Annotated in this window: 19 protein-coding genes and 1 rRNA gene; 10 read left to right on the forward strand and 10 right to left on the reverse strand. The window is 57.8% G+C overall.

Going from position 1 to position 20,861, the window contains the following annotated elements; all coding sequences use genetic code 11:
- On the forward strand, positions 1-1,482 hold the full coding sequence (gene trpE / locus NMB39_RS02740; RefSeq protein ID WP_367236752.1) for an anthranilate synthase component I: 1,482 nt from the start codon (positions 1-3) through the stop codon (positions 1,480-1,482).
- 122 nt (positions 1,483-1,604) lie between these two features.
- Here the strand turns inward: trpE and estP are convergent, their stop codons facing one another.
- Positions 1,605-3,527, reverse strand: a complete 1,923-nt coding sequence (gene estP, locus NMB39_RS02745; RefSeq protein ID WP_367236753.1) for an esterase EstP — start codon at positions 3,525-3,527, stop codon at positions 1,605-1,607.
- A gap of 412 nt (positions 3,528-3,939) precedes the next feature.
- On the opposite strand from estP, the gene NMB39_RS02750 reads away from it, so the two are divergent.
- The 4 genes from NMB39_RS02750 (at position 3,940) to NMB39_RS02765 (ending at position 7,262) form a co-directional block, all read left to right on the forward strand.
- Entirely contained in the window at positions 3,940-4,533 is a 594-nt protein-coding gene (locus tag NMB39_RS02750; RefSeq protein WP_046069781.1) for an aminodeoxychorismate/anthranilate synthase component II, read from the forward strand.
- A gap of 9 nt (positions 4,534-4,542) precedes the next feature.
- Positions 4,543-5,592, forward strand: a complete 1,050-nt coding sequence (gene trpD, locus NMB39_RS02755) for an anthranilate phosphoribosyltransferase (RefSeq protein WP_043051166.1) — start codon at positions 4,543-4,545, stop codon at positions 5,590-5,592.
- Positions 5,589-6,425: an indole-3-glycerol phosphate synthase TrpC gene (gene trpC, locus NMB39_RS02760; protein ID WP_046069780.1), complete on the forward strand. Its 837-nt coding sequence runs from the start codon at positions 5,589-5,591 to the stop codon at positions 6,423-6,425. Before trpD ends, trpC begins: the two co-directional genes overlap by 4 nt.
- 141 nt (positions 6,426-6,566) lie before the next feature.
- Positions 6,567-7,262, forward strand: coding sequence for a lipoate--protein ligase family protein (locus NMB39_RS02765; protein WP_046069779.1), 696 nt, complete (start codon positions 6,567-6,569; stop codon positions 7,260-7,262).
- Here NMB39_RS02765 and crp read toward each other — a convergent pair.
- On the reverse strand, positions 7,259-7,903 hold the full coding sequence (crp, locus tag NMB39_RS02770; RefSeq protein WP_005792020.1) for a cAMP-activated global transcriptional regulator CRP: 645 nt from the start codon (positions 7,901-7,903) through the stop codon (positions 7,259-7,261). The genes NMB39_RS02765 and crp overlap by 4 nt on opposite strands.
- 245 nt (positions 7,904-8,148) lie before the next feature.
- On the opposite strand from crp, the gene NMB39_RS02775 reads away from it, so the two are divergent.
- Entirely contained in the window at positions 8,149-8,571 is a 423-nt protein-coding gene (locus tag NMB39_RS02775) for an OsmC family protein (RefSeq protein ID WP_003194686.1), read from the forward strand.
- 69 nt (positions 8,572-8,640) lie between these two features.
- Here NMB39_RS02775 and coq7 read toward each other — a convergent pair whose 3' ends face one another.
- The 6 genes from coq7 to hemJ form a co-directional block, all read right to left on the reverse strand.
- Positions 8,641-9,288: a 2-polyprenyl-3-methyl-6-methoxy-1,4-benzoquinone monooxygenase gene (gene coq7 / locus NMB39_RS02780; protein ID WP_056846879.1), complete on the reverse strand. Its 648-nt coding sequence runs from the start codon at positions 9,286-9,288 to the stop codon at positions 8,641-8,643.
- An 84-nt stretch (positions 9,289-9,372) separates the two neighbouring features.
- On the reverse strand, positions 9,373-9,711 hold the full coding sequence (locus tag NMB39_RS02785; RefSeq protein WP_017128660.1) for a histidine triad nucleotide-binding protein: 339 nt from the start codon (positions 9,709-9,711) through the stop codon (positions 9,373-9,375).
- 46 nt (positions 9,712-9,757) lie between these two features.
- Complete coding sequence (locus tag NMB39_RS02790; protein ID WP_046069777.1) at positions 9,758-10,546, reverse strand: SDR family NAD(P)-dependent oxidoreductase; 789 nt, start codon at positions 10,544-10,546, stop codon at positions 9,758-9,760.
- A 62-nt stretch (positions 10,547-10,608) separates the two neighbouring features.
- Complete coding sequence (locus NMB39_RS02795) at positions 10,609-11,571, reverse strand: DUF805 domain-containing protein (RefSeq protein WP_056846878.1); 963 nt, start codon at positions 11,569-11,571, stop codon at positions 10,609-10,611.
- Positions 11,572-11,639: 68 nt separating this feature from the next.
- The gene (locus tag NMB39_RS02800) at positions 11,640-12,602 is read right to left on the reverse strand and encodes an NAD(P)H-dependent flavin oxidoreductase (protein WP_367236754.1); all 963 of its coding nucleotides are present in this window, start codon (positions 12,600-12,602) and stop codon (positions 11,640-11,642) included.
- Positions 12,603-12,626: 24 nt separating this feature from the next.
- Positions 12,627-13,055 carry a protoporphyrinogen oxidase HemJ gene (gene hemJ / locus NMB39_RS02805; RefSeq protein WP_057022957.1) on the reverse strand — a complete coding sequence of 143 codons (429 nt, stop codon included), beginning with the start codon at positions 13,053-13,055 and terminating at the stop codon, positions 12,627-12,629.
- A gap of 134 nt (positions 13,056-13,189) precedes the next feature.
- On the opposite strand from hemJ, the gene argC reads away from it, so the two are divergent.
- On the forward strand, positions 13,190-14,224 hold the full coding sequence (gene argC / locus NMB39_RS02810; protein WP_057013901.1) for an N-acetyl-gamma-glutamyl-phosphate reductase: 1,035 nt from the start codon (positions 13,190-13,192) through the stop codon (positions 14,222-14,224).
- Positions 14,225-14,389: 165 nt separating this feature from the next.
- Positions 14,390-14,740 carry an iron-sulfur cluster insertion protein ErpA gene (erpA, locus tag NMB39_RS02815; RefSeq protein WP_003176443.1) on the forward strand — a complete coding sequence of 117 codons (351 nt, stop codon included), beginning with the start codon at positions 14,390-14,392 and terminating at the stop codon, positions 14,738-14,740.
- A gap of 74 nt (positions 14,741-14,814) precedes the next feature.
- On the opposite strand, the gene NMB39_RS02820 is transcribed toward erpA, so the two are convergent.
- On the reverse strand, positions 14,815-15,906 hold the full coding sequence (locus tag NMB39_RS02820; RefSeq protein WP_057022958.1) for an anhydro-N-acetylmuramic acid kinase: 1,092 nt from the start codon (positions 15,904-15,906) through the stop codon (positions 14,815-14,817).
- A 3-nt stretch (positions 15,907-15,909) separates the two neighbouring features.
- Positions 15,910-17,322 carry a peptidoglycan DD-metalloendopeptidase family protein gene (locus NMB39_RS02825; RefSeq protein WP_057022959.1) on the reverse strand — a complete coding sequence of 471 codons (1,413 nt, stop codon included), beginning with the start codon at positions 17,320-17,322 and terminating at the stop codon, positions 15,910-15,912.
- Between the two features lie 209 nt (positions 17,323-17,531).
- Between NMB39_RS02825 and tyrS the strand changes: the two genes are divergently transcribed.
- Together tyrS and NMB39_RS02835 are read left to right on the forward strand one after the other, a co-directional pair.
- Positions 17,532-18,731 (forward strand): tyrosine--tRNA ligase, encoded by a 1,200-nt coding sequence (gene tyrS / locus NMB39_RS02830; protein ID WP_057022960.1) that lies wholly within the window; start codon positions 17,532-17,534, stop codon positions 18,729-18,731.
- A gap of 496 nt (positions 18,732-19,227) precedes the next feature.
- Positions 19,228-20,764: ribosomal RNA gene (locus NMB39_RS02835) — 16S ribosomal RNA — on the forward strand.
- Positions 20,765-20,861: the final 97 nt, after the last annotated feature.

The raw sequence follows: 20,861 nt of genomic DNA on the forward strand, positions 1-20,861 counted from the left end.
ATGATCCGTGAAGAATTCCTGCGTTTGGCCGCTGCCGGCTATAACCGTATTCCCCTGGCCTGCGAAACCCTGGCCGACTTCGATACGCCACTGTCGATCTACCTGAAACTGGCCGACGAGCCCAATTCCTACCTGCTCGAGTCGGTACAGGGCGGCGAGAAGTGGGGCCGTTACTCGATCATCGGCCTGCCATGCCGCACCGTGTTGCGGGTACACGACCATCATGTGAGCATCACCCATGACGGCGTCGAGATCGAAAGCCATGACGTAGAAGACCCGCTGGCCTTTGTCGAAACCTTCAAGGCACGCTACAACGTGCCAACTATTCCTGGCCTGCCGCGTTTCAACGGTGGCTTGGTGGGGTATTTCGGCTACGACTGCGTGCGTTATGTAGAAAAGCGCCTGGGGAAATGTCCGAATCCGGACCCTTTGGGTGTACCGGACATTTTGCTGATGGTGTCCGACGCGGTGGTGGTGTTCGACAACCTTGCCGGCAAGATGCATGCGATTGTTCTCGCCGACCCTGCCCAAGAGGCCGCCTTCGAGCAAGGCCAGGCCAGCCTTGAAGCGTTGCTGGAAAAACTGCGCCGGCCGATCACCCCGCGTCGCGGCCTGGACCTCAGCCGACCACCGGCGGCCGACCCGGTGTTCCGTTCCAGCTTTACCCAGGCCGACTACGAGCGTGCGGTCGACACCATCAAGGAATATATCCTTGCCGGTGACTGCATGCAGGTGGTGCCGTCGCAACGTATGTCCATCGACTTCAAGGCTGCGCCGATTGACCTGTACCGGGCGCTGCGTTGCTTCAATCCGACCCCCTACATGTACTTCTTCAATTTTGGCGACTTCCATGTCGTAGGCAGTTCGCCGGAAGTGCTGGTACGTGTCGAAGACAACCTGATCACCGTTCGCCCGATCGCCGGTACTCGCCCGCGCGGCGCGACCGAAGAGGCGGATGTGGCGCTGGAAGAAGACCTGCTCAGCGACGATAAGGAAATCGCCGAGCACCTGATGCTGATCGACCTGGGCCGCAACGACACCGGGCGTGTCTCTGAAATCGGCTCGGTGAAACTGACCGAGAAGATGGTCATCGAGCGCTATTCCAACGTGATGCATATCGTGTCCAACGTCACCGGCGAACTGAAAGCCGGATTGACGGCGATGGATGCGTTGCGGGCGATCTTGCCGGCGGGCACGCTGTCGGGTGCGCCGAAGATCCGCGCCATGGAAATCATCGATGAACTGGAGCCGGTCAAGCGTGGTGTCTATGGCGGTGCCGTGGGGTATTTTGCCTGGAACGGCAATATGGACACTGCGATTGCGATCCGCACCGCGGTGATCAAGGACGGCGAGCTGCATGTGCAGGCCGGAGGAGGGATTGTGGCTGACTCGGTGCCGGCCCTTGAATGGGAAGAAACCCTGAACAAGCGCCGGGCGATGTTCCGTGCCGTGGCGCTGGCAGAGCAAACTCCGCAAGACTAAAGCTGAAATAAAAAATGTGGGAGCGGGCTTGCCCGCGATGGCGGTGTGTCACTCGAGATATTCAGTGACCGATCTACCGCCATCGCAGGCAAGCCAGCTCCCACATTTGTTTTGTGCAGTATTTAGAAATCCAGACTGACCCCGACATTGACCCCTTGCTGGGTCAAATTGTCATCCTTCCTGAGGTTATACGCCGCCCGCAACGCCAGGTCCTGAGTCAGCTTGTGGCTGACACCCAGGCTCAAGCGGTCAGAGTTGCTGCGAGGCGTATACCCGTCCAGCTTGAAGTCGATTCCCTGTACGCTGTTGAGCGAAATATTCACCTTCTGTGTGTCATTTTCGAACTCGTGTTCGTGAGCCACTTCGCCGAACACCTGGGTTTGCGGTGTGATGCGGTAGCTGCCCTGCAGGCCGACGCCAAGACGCTTGGAGTCGCGTTGTTGATCATCGAAGGTCAGTGCGGTGGAGCGACTGTTTTTTTCCGAATAACCATTCACTTCGACGCGTGCATAATCGGCGCTGATGAACGGCGACAGGTGCCAGTCGCTGCCCGGTGCAGCAAGGTCGTAGCCCAGCCGGCCGCTAAAGGCCCAGAGCCAGCCATCGGTATCGCCTTTTTCGGACGCTTCGTTCACGCCCAGGGCGAACTTGCGCTTGAGGCTGTCGAAGTCCAGTTTGCCGCCGGTCACGGCGGCATCGGCCCACCATTGATTTTGCTGGTATTGAGCGAAGGCCGTGCCCATGTAGCTGTTGAGCTTGTAGTCCGAATCGTTGGTGCCAGCTTCCAGTGTCTGTCGATACAGGCCGGCGGCAACCCCTACGCGCCAGTTTTCATCGAGCCGGTAGCTGCCGCCGATATTCAGGTTGTAGCCGCTGCCGTCGCCACTGGCCGAACTGCTCTGGTCGTCGAAATCCAGACGCTGCCCACCGCCGGCCACGATTGCACGCCATTGACCGACGGCTTGCCAGTTGCCGTTGTCTGCTTGCCATTGATTGCGTAGCTCGTCCTGGTGGGCGCGCAATGTGCCTTGGGCCATTTCCGGCAGTAAGGTCAGCTCCCAGGGCGCCGCCAGCAGTGAATAGGCATAGTCGGCAATCAACCGTTGTCCCGCCACCGTGGGGTGGACCGAGTCGTTGTAGATCAGCTTGGTCGGGTCCGGGTTGGTGCCGCCGATGCCATAGGTTGGGTTGGCGGTACAACTGTTTCCGCTGAAACAGGTACCGGTCAGATTCTGCCCAGTGGCCAGGCCGAAGCGCGCTGGATCGGCGAAGGCTTCCTTCAGCAACAACGGGATATTCAAAGGGATAACCTGGGCGTCGACGTACGACAGGCGCTGGACCAATGACTGGTTGAATATAGTGCTCAGGGCCGAGGTTGCGGCCTGCTGCGGGGTGCCATTGATGGCGGGTGTCAACCCAAGGTCGGGCAACATCCACACCATGATGTAACGCGCACCGGCTTGTTGCAGCGCCTGGGCGCTGTCAGCCAGGCGCCCGCCGGCGGCGACCGCTTGCTCGGGGCTCAGTACGCGACCTTGGAGGAAGTCATTGCCGCCGCCGGAGAGAAAGTACAGTGCATTGGGGTCGGCCCGTCCGCCGTTGGCTGGCAGATATCCCTGGCGGCTGCGCAAAACTGTACCCGCACCAGGGTTGCCGGGTGGGATGGCGGCATCTGAAACCGAGGTAATGGAGTCGAGGATATCGTCGGTACGGTAGCCACCGACGGCCCAGTTGTTGCCATCTGGCAACCCCTGGGCTGCGCGAACCGGTGAGGTGGAGGCGTTCAAGTCGTTGGGGGCTACTCCCAGTTTCGCGCCCAACAGGGTCGATGAAACCAGGCCGTATTCACCCTGGAATGTCGGGCCTGTGCGGTTGGTAAAGCGTAGCGTGGAGCCATTCGAGCCATCGGGAAACTGGCCCGCATCGGCCAGGCTGTCACCAAAAACCACCATCGTTGAATACGGTGACGGCGCTGCGAACGCCTGGGCGCATGCCAGTGACAAGAGACAGCTGGCAAGGGGCGCGAAAAATGCTGGTCTGAACATGCAAGGTTCCATTTGGTTGTTTTTGTATCGGAACTCAAACACTAGCAAAACTTCTGGAATTTTCTGTAGGGATATACCGAATTCGCCTACGTTCCCCCCCGTATTTGCTACTCCATATTGCACCGCTGGCTAGGCTACGTTACTGTGCCTGAACGTATGAATGAGACCCTCCCCGTGTTGATCATCAGCAAACTCTTGATGCGAGTAGTCAAGGCACACGCCCGTTGGCGTTGGCGCGCCTGACATTTTTCTCCGCCGGCCCGGCCGGACCTGTAACGATTTGCCTTCTTCACCCGTTGTCTGACGCCCCTTGCCGGCTACCCCCGGCAATCGGAACGTGCGTCTGGCAGCGGGTCACTCTCTAGGAAGGCCGTCATTTGAAATCAGTGAATTCAAGAGGCTTGAACCCCACATGTTGCTGATGATTGATAACTACGACTCCTTTACCTACAACGTTGTGCAATACCTTGGCGAGCTCGGTGCCGAGGTCAAGGTCGTGCGCAACGATGAACTGACCGTCGCCGAAATTGCCGCCCTGAATCCGGAGCGTATCGTGGTTTCGCCAGGCCCTTGCACGCCGACCGAAGCGGGCATCTCTCTTGAAGCCATCAGCTATTTCGCCGGCAAGCTGCCGATCCTGGGCGTATGCCTGGGCCATCAGTCCATCGGCCAGGCGTTTGGCGGTGACGTGGTACGGGCGCGCCAGGTCATGCATGGCAAGACCAGCCCGGTGTTCCATAAGGATCTGGGTGTGTTTCATGGCCTGAACCTGCCCGTGACGGTGACCCGTTATCACTCGCTGGTGGTCAAGCGCGAAACCTTGCCCGAATGCCTGGAGTTGACCGCCTGGACCCAGCTGGAGGACGGCTCGGTCGATGAGATCATGGGTCTGCGTCACAAGACACTGAATATCGAAGGGGTGCAGTTTCACCCTGAATCAATCCTGACCGAGCAGGGCTACGAGCTGTTCGCCAACTTTCTCAAGCAGAGCGGCGGCACGCGCTAAGGACTTTTCATGGATATCAAGACTGCCCTGAACCGTATCGTCGGCCATCTGGACCTGAGCACTGCCGAAATGAGCGATGTAATGCGCGAGATCATGACCGGTCAATGTACCGACGCGCAGATCGGCGCTTTTATGATGGCAATGCGCATGAAGAGCGAAAGCATCGATGAAATCGTCGGTGCGGTGTCGGTGATGCGTGAGCTGGCGGACAGGGTCGAACTCAAGACCCTCGACGGCGTTGTCGATGTGGTCGGCACCGGCGGTGACGGTGCGAATATTTTCAACGTGTCGACAGCCTCATCTTTTGTGGTGGCTGCCGCTGGCTGCACCGTCGCCAAGCATGGTAACCGTGCGGTATCCGGCAAGAGCGGCAGTGCCGATTTGCTGGAAGCGGCGGGTATCTACCTGAACCTCACGCCGGTACAAGTAGCACGCTGCATTGACAGCGTTGGCATTGGCTTCATGTTTGCCCAGTCCCATCACGGCGCGATGAAGCACGCTGCCGGCCCACGCAAGGACCTCGGCCTGCGTACCCTGTTCAACATGCTTGGCCCGCTTACGAATCCGGCCGGTGTGAAGCATCAGGTGGTGGGTGTGTTCAGTCAGGCGTTGTGCCGGCCACTGGCCGAAGTCTTGCAGCGTCTGGGCAGCAAGCATGTGCTCGTGGTGCATTCCAAGGATGGCCTGGACGAATTCAGCCTGGCGGCGCCGACCTTTGTCGCAGAGCTGAAGAACGATGAGGTCACTGAGTATTGGGTCGAGCCTGAGGACTTGGGTATGAAGAGTCAGAGCTTGCACGGCTTGGCGGTGGAAAGCCCGGCAGCTTCTCTGGAACTGATTCGTGATGCTCTGGGGCGCCGTAAGACCGAAAACGGTCAGAAGGCCGCGGAGATGATTGTTCTGAATGCTGGCGCGGCACTTTACGCAGCCGACCACGCCTATAGTCTTAAGGAAGGTGTCGCCTTGGCCCACGATGCGCTGCACACTGGTCTGGCTCGTGAGAAGCTCGAAGAGCTGGGAGCCTTCACTGCCGTATTCAAGATGGAGAATGAAGGATGAGTGTGCCGACCGTTCTGGAAAAGATCCTGGCCCGAAAGGCCGAAGAGGTGGCCGAGCGCCGCGCCCGCGTGAGCCTGGCCGAGCTGGAGGCGCAGGCGAAGGCCGCCGATGCGCCACGGGGTTTTGCCAATGCCTTGATCGCCCAGGCCAAGCTCAAGCAGCCGGCCGTGATCGCCGAGGTGAAAAAAGCCTCGCCGAGCAAAGGCGTCATTCGCGAAAACTTTGTACCGGCTGAAATCGCCGCCAGCTATGAGAAGGGCGGTGCGACTTGCCTGTCCGTGCTGACCGATATTGATTACTTCCAGGGTTCCGACCTGTTCCTGCAACAGGCTCGTGCTGCATGCAAGTTGCCGGTGATCCGCAAGGACTTCATGGTTGACCCTTACCAGATCGTCGAAGCCCGAGCCTTGGGCGCTGACTGCGTGTTATTGATCGTCTCCGCACTGGATGACGTGAAGATGGCCGAGTTGGCGGCGGTGGCCAAAAGCGTCGGTCTTGACGTACTGGTCGAAGTGCATGACGGCGACGAGCTTGAGCGCGCACTGAAAACCCTCGACACTCCGCTGGTGGGGGTCAACAACCGTAACCTGCATACGTTTGAAGTCAGCCTGGAAAATACCCTGGATCTGTTGCCGCGTATTCCCCGTGATCGCTTGGTGATTACTGAAAGTGGCATCGTCAATCGTGCCGACGTGGAGCTGATGGAAATCAGCGGCGTCTACTCGTTCCTGGTGGGCGAGACGTTCATGCGTGCCGAGAACCCAGGGGCGGAATTGCAACGCCTGTTCTTCCCAGAGCGTGGCGTGACAGTCAGCGGTTCGACATTAGACTGATCCAAATGCGCTAAAAATGTGGGAGGGGGCCTGCCCCGATAGCATTCCTTCAGTTGATGATCAGTCGGCTGACGGTTCGCTATCGGGGGCAAGCCCCCTCCCACATTGGGCCTTGTGTTTAATCTGAGAGGTAGGTGTTCGATGACTCAGCCCGTGATCATGACTGTAGAAGCGGGCCTTGCCGCCGAGCAGCAGCTGTTGGCAGCCGTTGGCGCGGGCGAGCAGGACTTCGGGCTGTTGTTCTGGCAGCCCAGCGATCAGGCGCTGGTCATGCCGCGCCGTTTGAGTCGGCTGCCGGCATTTGCGGTGGCCAGCCAAATCTCGGCGGATGCCGGTTGGCCGGTGTTGCTGCGGGAAACTGGGGGTGAACCCGTGCCGCAGTCCGCTGCCACGGTCAATATCGCCTTGGTGTATGCGCCGCCGCGCAGTGAGGGCGACCAAGGCCGCATCGAAACCGGTTACCAGCGCTTGTGCCAGCCGATCTGCGATTTTCTGCTCGAGTTGGGCGGCGATGCCTCCGTTGGCGAAATCGACGGAGCTTTTTGCGATGGTCGGTATAACGTTAATCTCAATGGCCGCAAGATGGTCGGTACCGCCCAGCGTTGGCGCCAAAGTGGCGGTCGTCCGGTGGGCTTGATCCACGGCGCCTTGTTGCTGGATAACGATCGTGAAGAACTGATCAATGCGGTCAACCGCTTCAATCAAGCCTGTGGCCTGGAACAGCGGGTGCGTGCCGAGAGCCATATCGCCCTGCACGAAGCGTTTCCCGCACCGGATGCGATCAGTCGGCTCGACAGGTTGTACCGTCAGATGCTGGCCAGCTTCCTGCCGGGTTAGCGGGTGCCGAATACCACCATCGTCTTGCCTTTGACATGTACCAGGTTGCGCTCTTCCAGGTCCTTGAGCACACGACCGACCATTTCCCGTGAACAGCCGACAATACGCCCGATCTCCTGGCGCGTGACCTTGATCTGCATGCCGTCGGGATGGGTCATGGCGTCGGGCTGTTTGCACAACTCCAGCAGGCAGCGCGCTACGCGACCGGTGACATCGAAGAACGCCAGGTCGCCGACCTTGCGCGTGGTATCACGCAGGCGTTGGGCGATCTGACCGCTCAGGGCATACAAGATATCCGGATCATGCTGGGCCAGTTCGCGAAATTTCGCATAGCTGATCTCGGCGACTTCGCACTCAACCTTGGTGCGTACCCAAGCACTGCGCTCCTGTTCCTTGCCCGCCTGCTCAAACAACCCCAACTCCCCGAAAAAATCTCCGGTGTTCAGGTACGCGATGATCATTTCGCGGCCGTCTTCATCCTCGATCAGGATGGTGACCGAGCCCTTGATAATGAAAAACAGGGTTTCTGAGCGCTCGCCGGCGCAGATGATGTTGTGCTTGGCCGGATGACGTCGGCGCTGGCAATGCATCAACAGCTTGTCGAGGTTCTTGATCTTGGGTGTGGGAGTAAGAGCAACCATGGTTGTTTCCCGAAAGACTGCGCGGTGTGGTTGGCGTTGTTTTTATCCAGTGGTCTCAATATTGATACGCACTGTAAAATCATGGCAATGCGCCATTGATTTGGCGCCAGCTTACCAGACACATTCTGCCTCGATTAGCGAAATTGCTTGGCAAACGCTGTGATTTATCAAATTCAGCCAGAGCGCTGCGGTTTTGAGGCCCTGTGCTAAGCTGGCGACCCTTTTTTAGCAGTGGAGTCTGGGCGATGAAGGCACGCATCCAATGGGCGGGCGAAGCCATGTTCCTCGGTGAGTCGGGTAGCGGTCATGTGGTGGTCATGGACGGCCCGCCGGAAGCCGGAGGCCGTAACCTTGGGGTGCGCCCGATGGAAATGTTGCTGCTGGGCGTCGGTGGTTGCAGCAATTTCGATGTGGTCAGCATCCTGAAGAAGTCGCGCCAGGCCGTGGAAAGCTGCGAAGCCTTTCTGGAAGCCGAGCGCGCCACTGAGGACCCCAAGGTATTCACCAAGATCCATATGCATTTCGTGGTCAAGGGCCGTGCGCTCAAGGAAGCCCAGGTCAAGCGTGCCATTGAGTTGTCCGCCGAGAAGTACTGCTCGGCGTCGATCATGCTGGGTGCCGCAGGTGTGGTCATCACTCATGATTACGAAATCATTGAGTTGGGCTGACTGCTGGAATCGCAGGCAAGAGAAAGGGCGCTGCGAGCGCCCTTTTTCGGGTTTGAATTTGACGCACTTTTAGATTCTATAGGTGCTTTTGGTCATGACCTTGGCCATCAGGCTCATTCCGAACCTCACCGGTGCTGGAAAACGGAAGCCGCCGGCGTCTAGAGCGCTTTCTGCATGGTGTTCTTCATCGATGCGCATCTGCTCAAGAATCGCCCGGGACTTTTCGTCTTCGGCCGGCAGCTGCTCCAGATGTTCATCCAGGTGCTTGCAGACCTGATGTTCCGTCGCGGCGACAAATCCGAGGCTGACTTTGTCGCTGATCAACCCGGCGGCAGCGCCGATACCAAACGACAAGCCATAAAACAGTGGGTTCAGAACGCTGGGGTGGCTGCCCAACTGGCGGATACGCTGTTCGCACCAGGCCAGATGGTCGATCTCTTCCTCGGCTGCATGCTCCATCGCTGCACGTACCTGCGGCAACTTGGCGGTCAGCGCCTGGCCTTGATACAGCGCCTGGGCACAGACTTCACCCGTATGGTTGATACGCATCAGGCCGGCCACGTGACGGGTATCCGTTTCGCTCAGCTGCGCATCGGGCTGCACGATGGCGGGCGATGGGCGGTAGGGTTGGCCGCTGAATGGCAGCAGTGTGCGCATGGCCATGTCGGCTTGCAGCAACAGACGGTCAATCGGCGAGTAGTGACGTTGGGTAGTCATGCTGACCTCCGGGAAGAATCTCGGCGGCCAGTTTACCGCAAGAGAGGGCGAAGCGTTTGCGCTGAGTCAATTCGACTCCGGCCCTCAGCCTGGCGGCCAGTTCATCTGACGCTGACCGAGCACATGCATATGGATGTGATAAACGGTCTGCCCGCCCAACTCATTGCAATTCATCACGACCCGAAAACCCTCTTCACAACCTAGCTCCAGGGCCAGGCGTTGGGCTGTAAAGAGGATATGGCCGGCCAAGGCCTTATCATCTTCAGTCAGATCATTCAGGGTGCGGACGGGCTTTTTCGGAATAACCAGAAAATGTACCGGCGCCTGCGGGGCGATATCGTGGAAGGCGAGGACTTGATCATCTTCGTAGATGATCTTCGCGGGTATTTCTCTGTTGATGATCTTGGTGAACAGAGTATCCACAGCTGTTTCTCCATTATGAAAATGCAGGGTGAGTGTACCCAGGCGATCAGCGCGGGCAATAGGCCTTGTTGATGGCGCCGGCAATCTTGCGGGTCAGCCAACGCGGGCTGAGGCGTGGGCTGAATGCGAGCCAGCGGTTGCGGCGCCCGGGAATGATGATGGCTTTGTTCTTTTCCAGCGCGCGCACAGTGTAGAGCGCGACTTCTTCCGGGCTCATCAGTTGCTGGCTGTGGTCAAGTTTCGCCGTATCCATCTGCGCGGTGCCGAAGAAGGCGGTGCGCGTAGGGCCCGGGCAAAGTACCGAGACCTTGATGCCACACGTCTTCAACTCTTCGCGCAAGCCTTCTGAAAAGTGCAGTACATAGGCTTTGCTGGCGTAGTAGCTGCTCATCCATGGGCCCGGTTGGAAGGCTGCGACCGAAGCAACGTTTAGAATCTGCCCGCCACCGTGCAGCGCCATGGCATTGCCGAGGGCATGGCACATGCGGGTCAGGGCCAGGATGTTGACTTCGATCAGGTCCTGCTCGGTCATCCAGTCCTGGGCCAGGAACGGCCCGCTGGTACCAATGCCGGCGCAGTTGACCAAAAGATCAATCTGTCGCTCGCCCTCTTCAAGCTCCAGCAAAAAACCGGACAAACGCAGCGGCTCGCCCAGGTCGCAGGCACGAAACAGCACCTCGACGCCGAAGCGTTGGGTCAATTCCAATGCAATGCTTTCCAACTGATCACGCTGGCGGGCCACCAGAATCAAGCTGCGGCCGCGTCGAGCCAGGGCTTCGGCCAAAGCCAGGCCGATGCCGCTGGAGGCACCGGTGATCAGAGCGTAACGGGTCATGCCTTTCTCCATCGCAACGCCGCCGACCTGTGACAGTGGCATCACAGGTGGCGGGCGTTTCTTCACTGTTCTGGAGAGTCTACAGGTTCGGCCGCGTCGTCAGCACTTTGCGCTGCGGCTTCATCCACAATCACGCTTTGGTCGACGTCTTCATCGGAGGTGATGGAGCTGCTTTCGTAACTGCTGTCCATATTGGCTTCAAGTTGGTCCAGATAACCGTTCATGCCCAGGGTCAGGCCGATGATGAGCATCAATGGAATAAACGCCAGCCACAGCGAGGCCAGGATTTTCACCGCAGTAGAGTTCGGTGGTGGCGGTGCGCCGTATTGGTTGGCACCCGCGTTCCCCGGCAATACCAGCAACAGGATAGGGAAAACGCTATTGACCAGTGGAACCAGGTTCAGCAAGTACAGCCAGCCAGACCAGCCCAGGTCGTGCAGGCGCTGCACACCGATTTGCACGCTCACCACGACGAGTCCAACAAATAGCGCGAAACCCAGCAGCGAGCCGAGAATGATGGCGATTGTTGGCGAGGCAGTCGCCACCGCGAAGCCGACGGTACTGATGATGCCAGCAGCCACAAGCATCGCGACGGTCAGTGCCAGCGTCCAGGCCAGGTAACGCAGGCGGCCTATGCGCCCGTTTATTGTGAATACCTTGAGGGTGGCGAACTCCGGCAAGTCATCGCCAACCGCAGCGCGTGGCGGGGCATAAGGTGAAGCTTCGGAGCGGGAAAAGTCGGAGCCAGGAGAGCTCGTCTCGTGGGTTTCGGCCAGGCTGAATGCTACGGGTTGTTCGGCTTCGATGCGTGCGTCGACCCCGGCGTTTTTCAATGCCGTCAGATAGGTTTCGGCATCGGGGCGGGAAAGGTCGCGTTTGAGCGCGACCGGGCGGCCGGTAAAGAGTTTTTCAATCGCCTCGACATCACTCTTGAACAGCTCGGCGAGGTTCAGCTTGGCGGTGGTGCTTTCGACACCCGGGAGCAAGGCTCCGTCAAACACAATCTTGAAACGGTTGTCGCTCATGCGGGCATCCTTGTCACTTAATCAGGGAGGGTGTGCAGGCCCGTCCAATCGGCGGGCCGTGCAGTGGGTCAGCGTGGCCAGCGCAGTTGCGCGGCATGCTCGCGTGCTTTGCGGTATTCGGCATCCAGGCGGGCGACGAGTTCATCGACGCTGGGTAAATCATCGATTTCACCGACGCCCTGACCGGCGGACCATACAGTTTTCCACGCTTTGGCCTCATCACTCAATGGTTTGAGTTTGGAGCCGAAATTGACTTCACCTTTGCCTTGCAGCGCGGCGAGGTCGAAACCGGCATTTTCCAGGCTCTGGCGCATAAAGCTCGCAGGTACGCCGGAGACTGCGGGAGTGTGCACGATGTCGGCGGCGCGCGATGTGAGCAGCATCTCTTTATAGGCATCTGGCGCGTGGCTTTCGGTAGTACCGATAAAGCGCGTGCCGAAATACGCCAAGTCGGCTCCCAGCAACTGGGCTGTGAGAATTTCGTGGCCGTGGTTGAGGCAACCGGCCAGCAGTAGGGTTTTGTCGAAGAATTGGCGAATTTCGGCAATCAGCGAGAAGGGACTCCAGGTGCCAGCATGGCCGCCGGCACCAGCGGCTACGGCGATCAGGCCATCGACGCCCGCCTCAGCGGCTTTCTCGGCATGGCGTCGGGTCGTGACGTCATGAAACACCAGGCCGCCGTAGCTGTGGACGGCATCTACCAATTCCTTCACCGCACCGAGGCTGGTAATGACGATAGGCACCTTGTGCTCCACACAGATCGCCAAATCGGCCTCCAGCCGGGGGTTGCTGTTATGCACGATCAGGTTCACGGCATAGGGCGCTGGGTTGTCCAGCTGCGCCAGGCCAGCTTCGATTTCTTCCAGCCAAGCCTTGAAACCGCTGCTCTCGCGTTGGTTGAGCGCCGGGAAGCTCCCAACCACCCCGTTGCGACAGCAGGCCAGGACCAGTTGCGGGTTGGAGATCAGAAACATCGGCGCAGCCACCACGGGCAGGCGCAGACGTTGTTCCAGCAAAGCGGGCAGCGACATTGGAGGTTCCCCGAGTAATTGAAGTTAGAACGGTTTGACCACGACCAAAATTACGATAGCCAGCAATATCAGAACCGGCACCTCATTGAACCAGCGATAAAAGACATGGCTACGGGTGTTCTCGCCACGGGCGAAGCGTTTCACCTGCGCGCCGCACATATGGTGGTAGCCGATAAGTAGCACGACCAAGGTCAACTTGGCGTGGATCCAGGCACCGGATTGGAAAATGCCTGGATTGAGCGCCAGCATCCAGATGCCGAAGACCAGTGTGGCAACCATCGCCGGCCCCATGATGCCCCGGTACAGTTTGCGCTCCATGACACTGAAGCGTTCTTTGCTGGCGGTGTCTTCGCTTTGAGCGTGGTAGACGAACAGTCGCGGCAGATAGAACAGCCCGGCAAACCAGCAGACGATGCTGACGATGTGGAAGGCTTTTATCCATAGATAGAGCATTTTAGTTATTCCCAGGTTCACGGTAACGAAGATAGTAGTGGCTCATGCGCCCGTACGTCACGTTGACGGTTGCCGCAGAACGATGCGGCCCCTATTATCGACGGCTTTCCAGTGGGTTCGTTGAGGGCAGGTTTATGGTCAAGGTCGGTATTGTCGGCGGCACGGGTTACACCGGTGTCGAATTGCTGCGTCTGTTGGCCCAGCATCCGCAGGCTGAGGTGGTGGTCATCACTTCCCGATCCGAAGCTGGGCTGGCCGTGGCCGATATGTACCCGAACCTGCGAGGCCACTATGACGGCTTGGCGTTCAGCGTGCCGGATATCAAGACCCTGGGCGCCTGCGATGTGGTGTTCTTTGCCACGCCTCACGGTGTTGCCCATGCGTTGGCGGGTGAGTTGTTGGCGGCCGGTACAAAGGTCATCGACCTGTCGGCGGACTTCCGCCTGCAGGATGCCGATGAGTGGGCCAAATGGTACGGCCAGCCCCACGGTGCGCCGCAGTTGCTGGAGGAGGCGGTCTACGGCCTGCCGGAAGTCAATCGTGAGCAGATCAAGCAAGCACGCCTGATTGCGGTGCCGGGTTGCTATCCGACTGCTACGCAACTGGGCTTCCTGCCATTGCTGGAAGCTGGTTTGGCGGATGCTTCGCGCCTGATCGCCGACTGCAAGTCGGGTGTCAGCGGGGCGGGGCGCGGCGCGGCGGTAGGTTCTCTGTACTCTGAAACGTCGGAAAGCATGAAAGCCTATGCGGTAAAGGGGCATCGTCACTTGCCAGAAATCCGCCAGGGGCTGCGTCGCGCTGCCGGCAAGGACGTGGGCCTGACCTTCGTGCCACACCTGACTCCGATGATCCGTGGGATTCACTCCACGCTGTATGCGACCGTTACTGACCGCTCGGTAGACCTTCAGGCATTGTTTGAAAAGCGTTATGCCAATGAGCCGTTCGTCGATGTAATGCCGGCGGGCAGCCATCCGGAAACCCGCAGTGTGCGTGGCGCCAATGTGTGCCGTATTGCAGTGCATCGCCCGCAGGATGGCGACCTGGTCGTGGTGCTGTCGGTGATCGACAACCTGGTCAAGGGCGCGTCGGGCCAGGCGGTGCAGAACATGAACATCCTGTTCGGCCTGGATGAGAAGCTGGGTCTCTCCCATGCGGGCATGCTGCCTTAACGCTGATAGGCTGTTGCGCAAAAGGCCCGCTGATCGGGCCTTTTGCGTCTTTAATGGCGGCTGCTCAGATTGATATACCGTAACAATAGTTGACCGCTTTTCTAGGAGAAGCGGATAATACCGGCCATTACGCATATGACGGCGCTACGCCGGGAGATTATCAGCATGAGCGTTGAGTCCTTCACCCCCACGGCTTTGCAATTTACCCACGGTGCTGCGCACAAGGTGAAGAGCCTGGTCGATGAAGAGGGTAATGATCGCTTGAAGCTGCGCGTATTCGTTACGGGCGGCGGTTGTTCAGGGTTTCAGTACGGTTTTACCTTCGATGAAGATGTGGCCGATGACGACACCATCGTCGAGCGCGAGGGCGTCAGCCTTGTCGTGGACCCGATGAGTTTCCAGTACCTGGCAGGTGCCGAGGTGGATTACCAGGAAGGTCTGGAAGGCTCGCGTTTCGTGATCAAGAACCCTAATGCCACCACTACCTGTGGTTGTGGGTCTTCGTTCTCGATCTGATCGGTCACCTCGTCCGCAACAAAAAAACGCCGCAGGGCTTTGATTAAGCCAGGCGGCGTTTTGCTGTCTGGGCTTCAGGCGGGGTAGATCGCGCCGAGTACCCGAAGGCCGCTGGCACCTGTGACACTGGGGCGGTTGGCGGCGATGCCTTCCAGGCAGCAATGAGCCAGCCAGGCGAAGGCCATGGCTTCTACCCAGTCGGGGTCTACGCCGTAGGTGGCTGTGCTGCTGACGTGGGTGGTGGGCAACAGCGCTGTCAATCGATCCATCAGTGTTTTGTTATGGGCGCCGCCGCCGCAGATCAGCAAGGTCTCTGTGGTTGGTTGGGCGCTTTGCAGGGACTCGACGATGGTGAGGGCCGTCAGTTCCAGTAACGTGGCCTGTACGTCCTGGGGTTCAAACACAGGCAAACGGGCAAGGTGCTCCTGCAGCCAGGCGAGGTTGAATACTTCGCGACCCGTACTTTTTGGGCCTTTGGTCAAGAAGAACGGGTCGCTGAGCAATGTGTTGAGTAGCCGGGGCTGGACCTTGCCGCTGGCAGCCCATTGCCCGTCGCGATCAAAGTGTTCGCCGCGCTGCAGGTGAATCCAGGCATCCAGGAGGACGTTGCCCGGGCCGCAGTCGAAGCCGGCGACAGGTTTGTTCGTCTCAATCAGGCTGAGGTTGCTGAACCCGCCAATATTCAACACCGCGCGGTTGCCCGTGTGTTCGCCGAACAAGGCTTCATGAAACGCAGGAACCAAGGGCGCACCCTGGCCGCCAGCGGCAACATCACGGCTGCGGAAGTCGCTGACTACGGTGATGCCAGTCAGCTCAGTGAGCAGGGCGGGATTGCCGATCTGCACGGTGAAGCCTCGGGCGGGTTCGTGGCGAATCGTCTGGCCATGGCTGCCAATCGCGCGAATGTCTTGAGGCTTCAAGTTGTGCTGATCCAGCAAGGCGTGGATGCCTTGGGCGGCCAGCGTGACCCACTGTTGCTGGGCAATAGCAGACCGGGCGATTTCATCAGGGCCGCTGGCGCACAGGCTCAATAGCTCAGTGCGCAAGGTGTCGGGCATGGGAATGTAGCGGGTGGCGATCAGATTGATCGCCGTGCCTTGTTCAATGAGGGCGATATCCAGGCCGTCGAGGCTGGTCCCGGACATCACACCGATATAGAGCGGCATACCTTAACGCTTCGCCGAAGCCAGCAAGGTGGAGCGCTCTTGATCCATCCGCGCCATCAGCGGTTGGCTCTGTTGCATGAAGCGCGCACGTTCGGCTTTGGCGATCGGGTCGGCCATTGGCAGCTTCTGGCCCAATGGGTCAACGTGTACGCCATTGACCTGGAACTCATAGTGCAAGTGCGGCCCTGTGGACAGGCCAGTAGTGCCGATGTAGCCGATGACTTGGCCCTGTTTCACGTTGCCGCCTGTCTTGACGCCCTTGGCGAACCCTTGCATGTGGCCATACAGCGTTCGGTAGGTATTGCCGTGCTGGATGATCACCGTATTGCCGTAACCGCCGCGACGTCCCGCCAACAGTACTTTGCCGTCGCCAGCTGCCTTGATAGGCGTACCGCGCGGAGCGGCATAGTCGACGCCCTTGTGCGCGCGGATTTTATTCAGAATTGGATGCTTGCGACCCATGGAAAAACGCGAGCTAATACGGGCGAAGTCCACAGGTGTGCGGATGAAGGCCTTGCGCATGCTGTTGCCATCAGCGGTGTAATAGCTGCTATTGCCTTGTTTGTTCGTGTAGCGCACAGCGGTGTAGGTTTTGCCGCGGTTGGTGAAGCGTGCAGAGAGAATGTTGCCTGTGCCTACTACTTTGCCGTTGGCGACTTTTTGCTCGTAGATTACGTCGAATTCGTCACCCTGGCGGATGTCCTGGGCGAAGTCGATGTCGTAGCCAAATACGCTGGCCATGTCCATGGTCATGCTGTGCGAAAGGCCTGCGCGGGCGGCCGATTGCGACAGGGAGCTGTTGATCACGCCGTGTACATAGGCTGAACGCATGACCGGCTTGGTGGTGATGCGGTTGAAGGCAAAGCCTTTGGCGCCTTTGCTCAGGCTGATGCTTTCCAGGTCGCTGATGCTGGTGTGCAGGTTGTTCAACTGCCCGTCGGGCGTCAGTTCGAACTCAAGCTTTTGACCGTGTTTGAGCTGGGTAAATTGCTTGGCTTGCTTATCGCTGGCCAACACCTCGGTGACGGTAGCGGCAGGCAGTCCGACCTTTTCGAACAGCGTTGATAGCGTGTCGCCTCTGCTGACGATGACCTCGCGATGCTGAGGGCTCTTGGCTGCGGCTACCGCAGGTTGGTCCTGGGTGGCTTGTTGGGTGTCTTCGGGCGCGCTTTCGATGTGTGCGAAAGGCGATTCGGTCGAGGTATTTGTGGCTTGTTGGGCGTCGGAAGCGTCTTGATCTTGTGTCAGTTGCTCAACAGGGCTCTCGAGGTCGAGGCTAAGGGATGTTCGTTTGGCTTCTACGTCACTGGAAGGGAATACCAGGAGTGCCAGGCTGAGAAGGGCGGCGATACCACTTGCGGCGAGCAGGTGGGTCTTCGGGTAAAGCGGCGGCGCTTTAGACGGTTCAGTGGTCATAGGTAATTTTGACTTTGAAGATGAAATGGAAAAGATGAATGACATGATGAAGATGAAATAACTGTATAAAATATAACCAAATCATCTGTGGCGCAAGCTCGCGAATGCTGGGCTTGCTGAACGGTGTCCGTGCGCAGGGCAAAACTTGTAATTAGTCCCTGATCTTGTATGGTTGGTTCCCTTTTGAATCTGAGCCTTGCGGGTCTGTTATGAAGTCGGTTGAAGAGCAGCTAGCGCTGATAAAACGTGGTGCGGACGAACTGTTGGTCGAGTCTGAGCTGATCGAAAAGCTCAAGCGCGGCCAGCCCCTGCGTATCAAGGCTGGCTTTGATCCGACCGCGCCGGATCTGCACCTGGGTCACACCGTGCTTATTAATAAGCTGCGTCAGTTCCAGGAGTTGGGTCACCAGGTCATCTTCCTCATTGGTGACTTCACCGGAATGATTGGTGATCCGAGTGGCAAGAGCGCGACGCGCCCGCCGCTGACTCGCGAGCAGGTGCTCGATAATGCCGAGACCTATAAGACACAGGTATTCAAGATCCTTGATCCAGCCAAGACCGAGGTGGCGTTCAACTCCACCTGGATGGATGAGATGGGGCCGGCAGACTTCATTCGTCTGACTTCCCAGTACACCGTGGCGCGAATGCTTGAGCGCGATGACTTCGACAAACGCTACTCCACCAATCAGCCGATTGCGATCCATGAGTTCCTTTATCCGCTTGTTCAGGGGTATGACTCGGTAGCGCTGCGTGCGGATGTTGAGCTGGGTGGCACCGATCAGAAGTTCAACCTGCTGATGGGGCGTGAGCTGCAGCGTGCGTATGGTCAGGAGGCTCAGTGCATTCTGACCATGCCGTTGCTTGAGGGGTTGGATGGCGTCAAGAAGATGTCCAAGTCCTTGGGTAACTATGTTGGCATTCAGGAAGCGCCGGGTGTGATGTACGGCAAGCTGGTTTCCATTCCGGATGCTTTGATGTGGCGTTACTTCGAACTGTTGAGCTTCCGCTCGATGGACGAAATTAACGCGCTGCGTGCGGATGTAGAGGCAGGTGCCAATCCTCGCGATGTGAAGATCAAGCTGGCAGAAGAGATTGTTGCGCGCTTCCATGGTGAGGAGGCTGCGGCCAATGCTCACCGCGCTGCGGGTAATCGTATGAAGGATGGCGAGCTGCCTGACGATCTGCCGGAAATTGAGTTGACGGCTGTTGAGGCGATGCCGATTGCGGCTGTTCTTAATAAGGCGGGCCTGGTAAAGAACTCGGCGGTCGCTCGTGATCTCTTGGGGTCGGGCGGCGTGCGTATAGATGGTGAGGTAGTTGATCGCACCTTTATATACGAGCTGGGCGCTACTCATGTGTGCCAGGCAGGAAAGAAAGCATTTGCGCGCATTACGCTCAAATCCGAATAAGACTGAAATTAGGTGTTGACGGCGAATTATATCTGTCTATAATTCGCCCCACTTCCGGCGCAGTCGAAACGTAAAACTCCTTGGTAAACAATGAGTTATGAAGTTTTCGGCAGCAAGTAGCTTCAGTTCATCGAAGCCCAAAGGAAGTTGAAAATGAGGTGTTGACAGCAGCGTGTAACGCTGTAGAATTCGCCTCCCGCTGATGAGAGATCAGAGGCGCAAGTGGTTGAAGTTGTTGAAGAAATCTTCGAAAGCTTCTGAAAATAATCACTTGACAGCAAATGAGGCTGCTGTAGAATGCGCGCCTCGGTTGAGACGAAAGCTCTTAACCAACCGCTCTTTAACAACTGAATCAAGCAATTCGTGTGGGTGCTTGTGGAGTCAGACTGATAGTCAACAAGATTATCAGCATCACAAGTTACTCCGCGAGAAATCAAAGATGTAACCAACGATTGCTGAGCCAAGTTTAGGGTTTCTTAAAAACCCAAAGATGTTTGAACTGAAGAGTTTGATCATGGCTCAGATTGAACGCTGGCGGCAGGCCTAACACATGCAAGTCGAGCGGTAGAGAGAAGCTTGCTTCTCTTGAGAGCGGCGGACGGGTGAGTAATGCCTAGGAATCTGCCTGGTAGTGGGGGATAACGTTCGGAAACGGACGCTAATACCGCATACGTCCTACGGGAGAAAGCAGGGGACCTTCGGGCCTTGCGCTATCAGATGAGCCTAGGTCGGATTAGCTAGTTGGTGGGGTAATGGCTCACCAAGGCGACGATCCGTAACTGGTCTGAGAGGATGATCAGTCACACTGGAACTGAGACACGGTCCAGACTCCTACGGGAGGCAGCAGTGGGGAATATTGGACAATGGGCGAAAGCCTGATCCAGCCATGCCGCGTGTGTGAAGAAGGTCTTCGGATTGTAAAGCACTTTAAGTTGGGAGGAAGGGTTGTAGATTAATACTCTGCAATTTTGACGTTACCGACAGAATAAGCACCGGCTAACTCTGTGCCAGCAGCCGCGGTAATACAGAGGGTGCAAGCGTTAATCGGAATTACTGGGCGTAAAGCGCGCGTAGGTGGTTTGTTAAGTTGGATGTGAAATCCCCGGGCTCAACCTGGGAACTGCATTCAAAACTGACTGACTAGAGTATGGTAGAGGGTGGTGGAATTTCCTGTGTAGCGGTGAAATGCGTAGATATAGGAAGGAACACCAGTGGCGAAGGCGACCACCTGGACTGATACTGACACTGAGGTGCGAAAGCGTGGGGAGCAAACAGGATTAGATACCCTGGTAGTCCACGCCGTAAACGATGTCAACTAGCCGTTGGGAGCCTTGAGCTCTTAGTGGCGCAGCTAACGCATTAAGTTGACCGCCTGGGGAGTACGGCCGCAAGGTTAAAACTCAAATGAATTGACGGGGGCCCGCACAAGCGGTGGAGCATGTGGTTTAATTCGAAGCAACGCGAAGAACCTTACCAGGCCTTGACATCCAATGAACTTTCTAGAGATAGATTGGTGCCTTCGGGAACATTGAGACAGGTGCTGCATGGCTGTCGTCAGCTCGTGTCGTGAGATGTTGGGTTAAGTCCCGTAACGAGCGCAACCCTTGTCCTTAGTTACCAGCACGTAATGGTGGGCACTCTAAGGAGACTGCCGGTGACAAACCGGAGGAAGGTGGGGATGACGTCAAGTCATCATGGCCCTTACGGCCTGGGCTACACACGTGCTACAATGGTCGGTACAGAGGGTTGCCAAGCCGCGAGGTGGAGCTAATCCCAGAAAACCGATCGTAGTCCGGATCGCAGTCTGCAACTCGACTGCGTGAAGTCGGAATCGCTAGTAATCGCGAATCAGAATGTCGCGGTGAATACGTTCCCGGGCCTTGTACACACCGCCCGTCACACCATGGGAGTGGGTTGCACCAGAAGTAGCTAGTCTAACCTTCGGGAGGACGGTTACCACGGTGTGATTCATGACTGGGGTGAAGTCGTAACAAGGTAGCCGTAGGGGAACCTGCGGCTGGATCACCTCCTTAATCGACGACATCAGCTGCTCCATAAGTTCCCACACGAATTGCTTGATTCATTGAAGAAGACGATAAAGAAGCAGCCTAAAGGGTTGTAGCTTAGTTG

Source organism: Pseudomonas sp. FBCC-B545 (genome assembly GCF_059134095.1).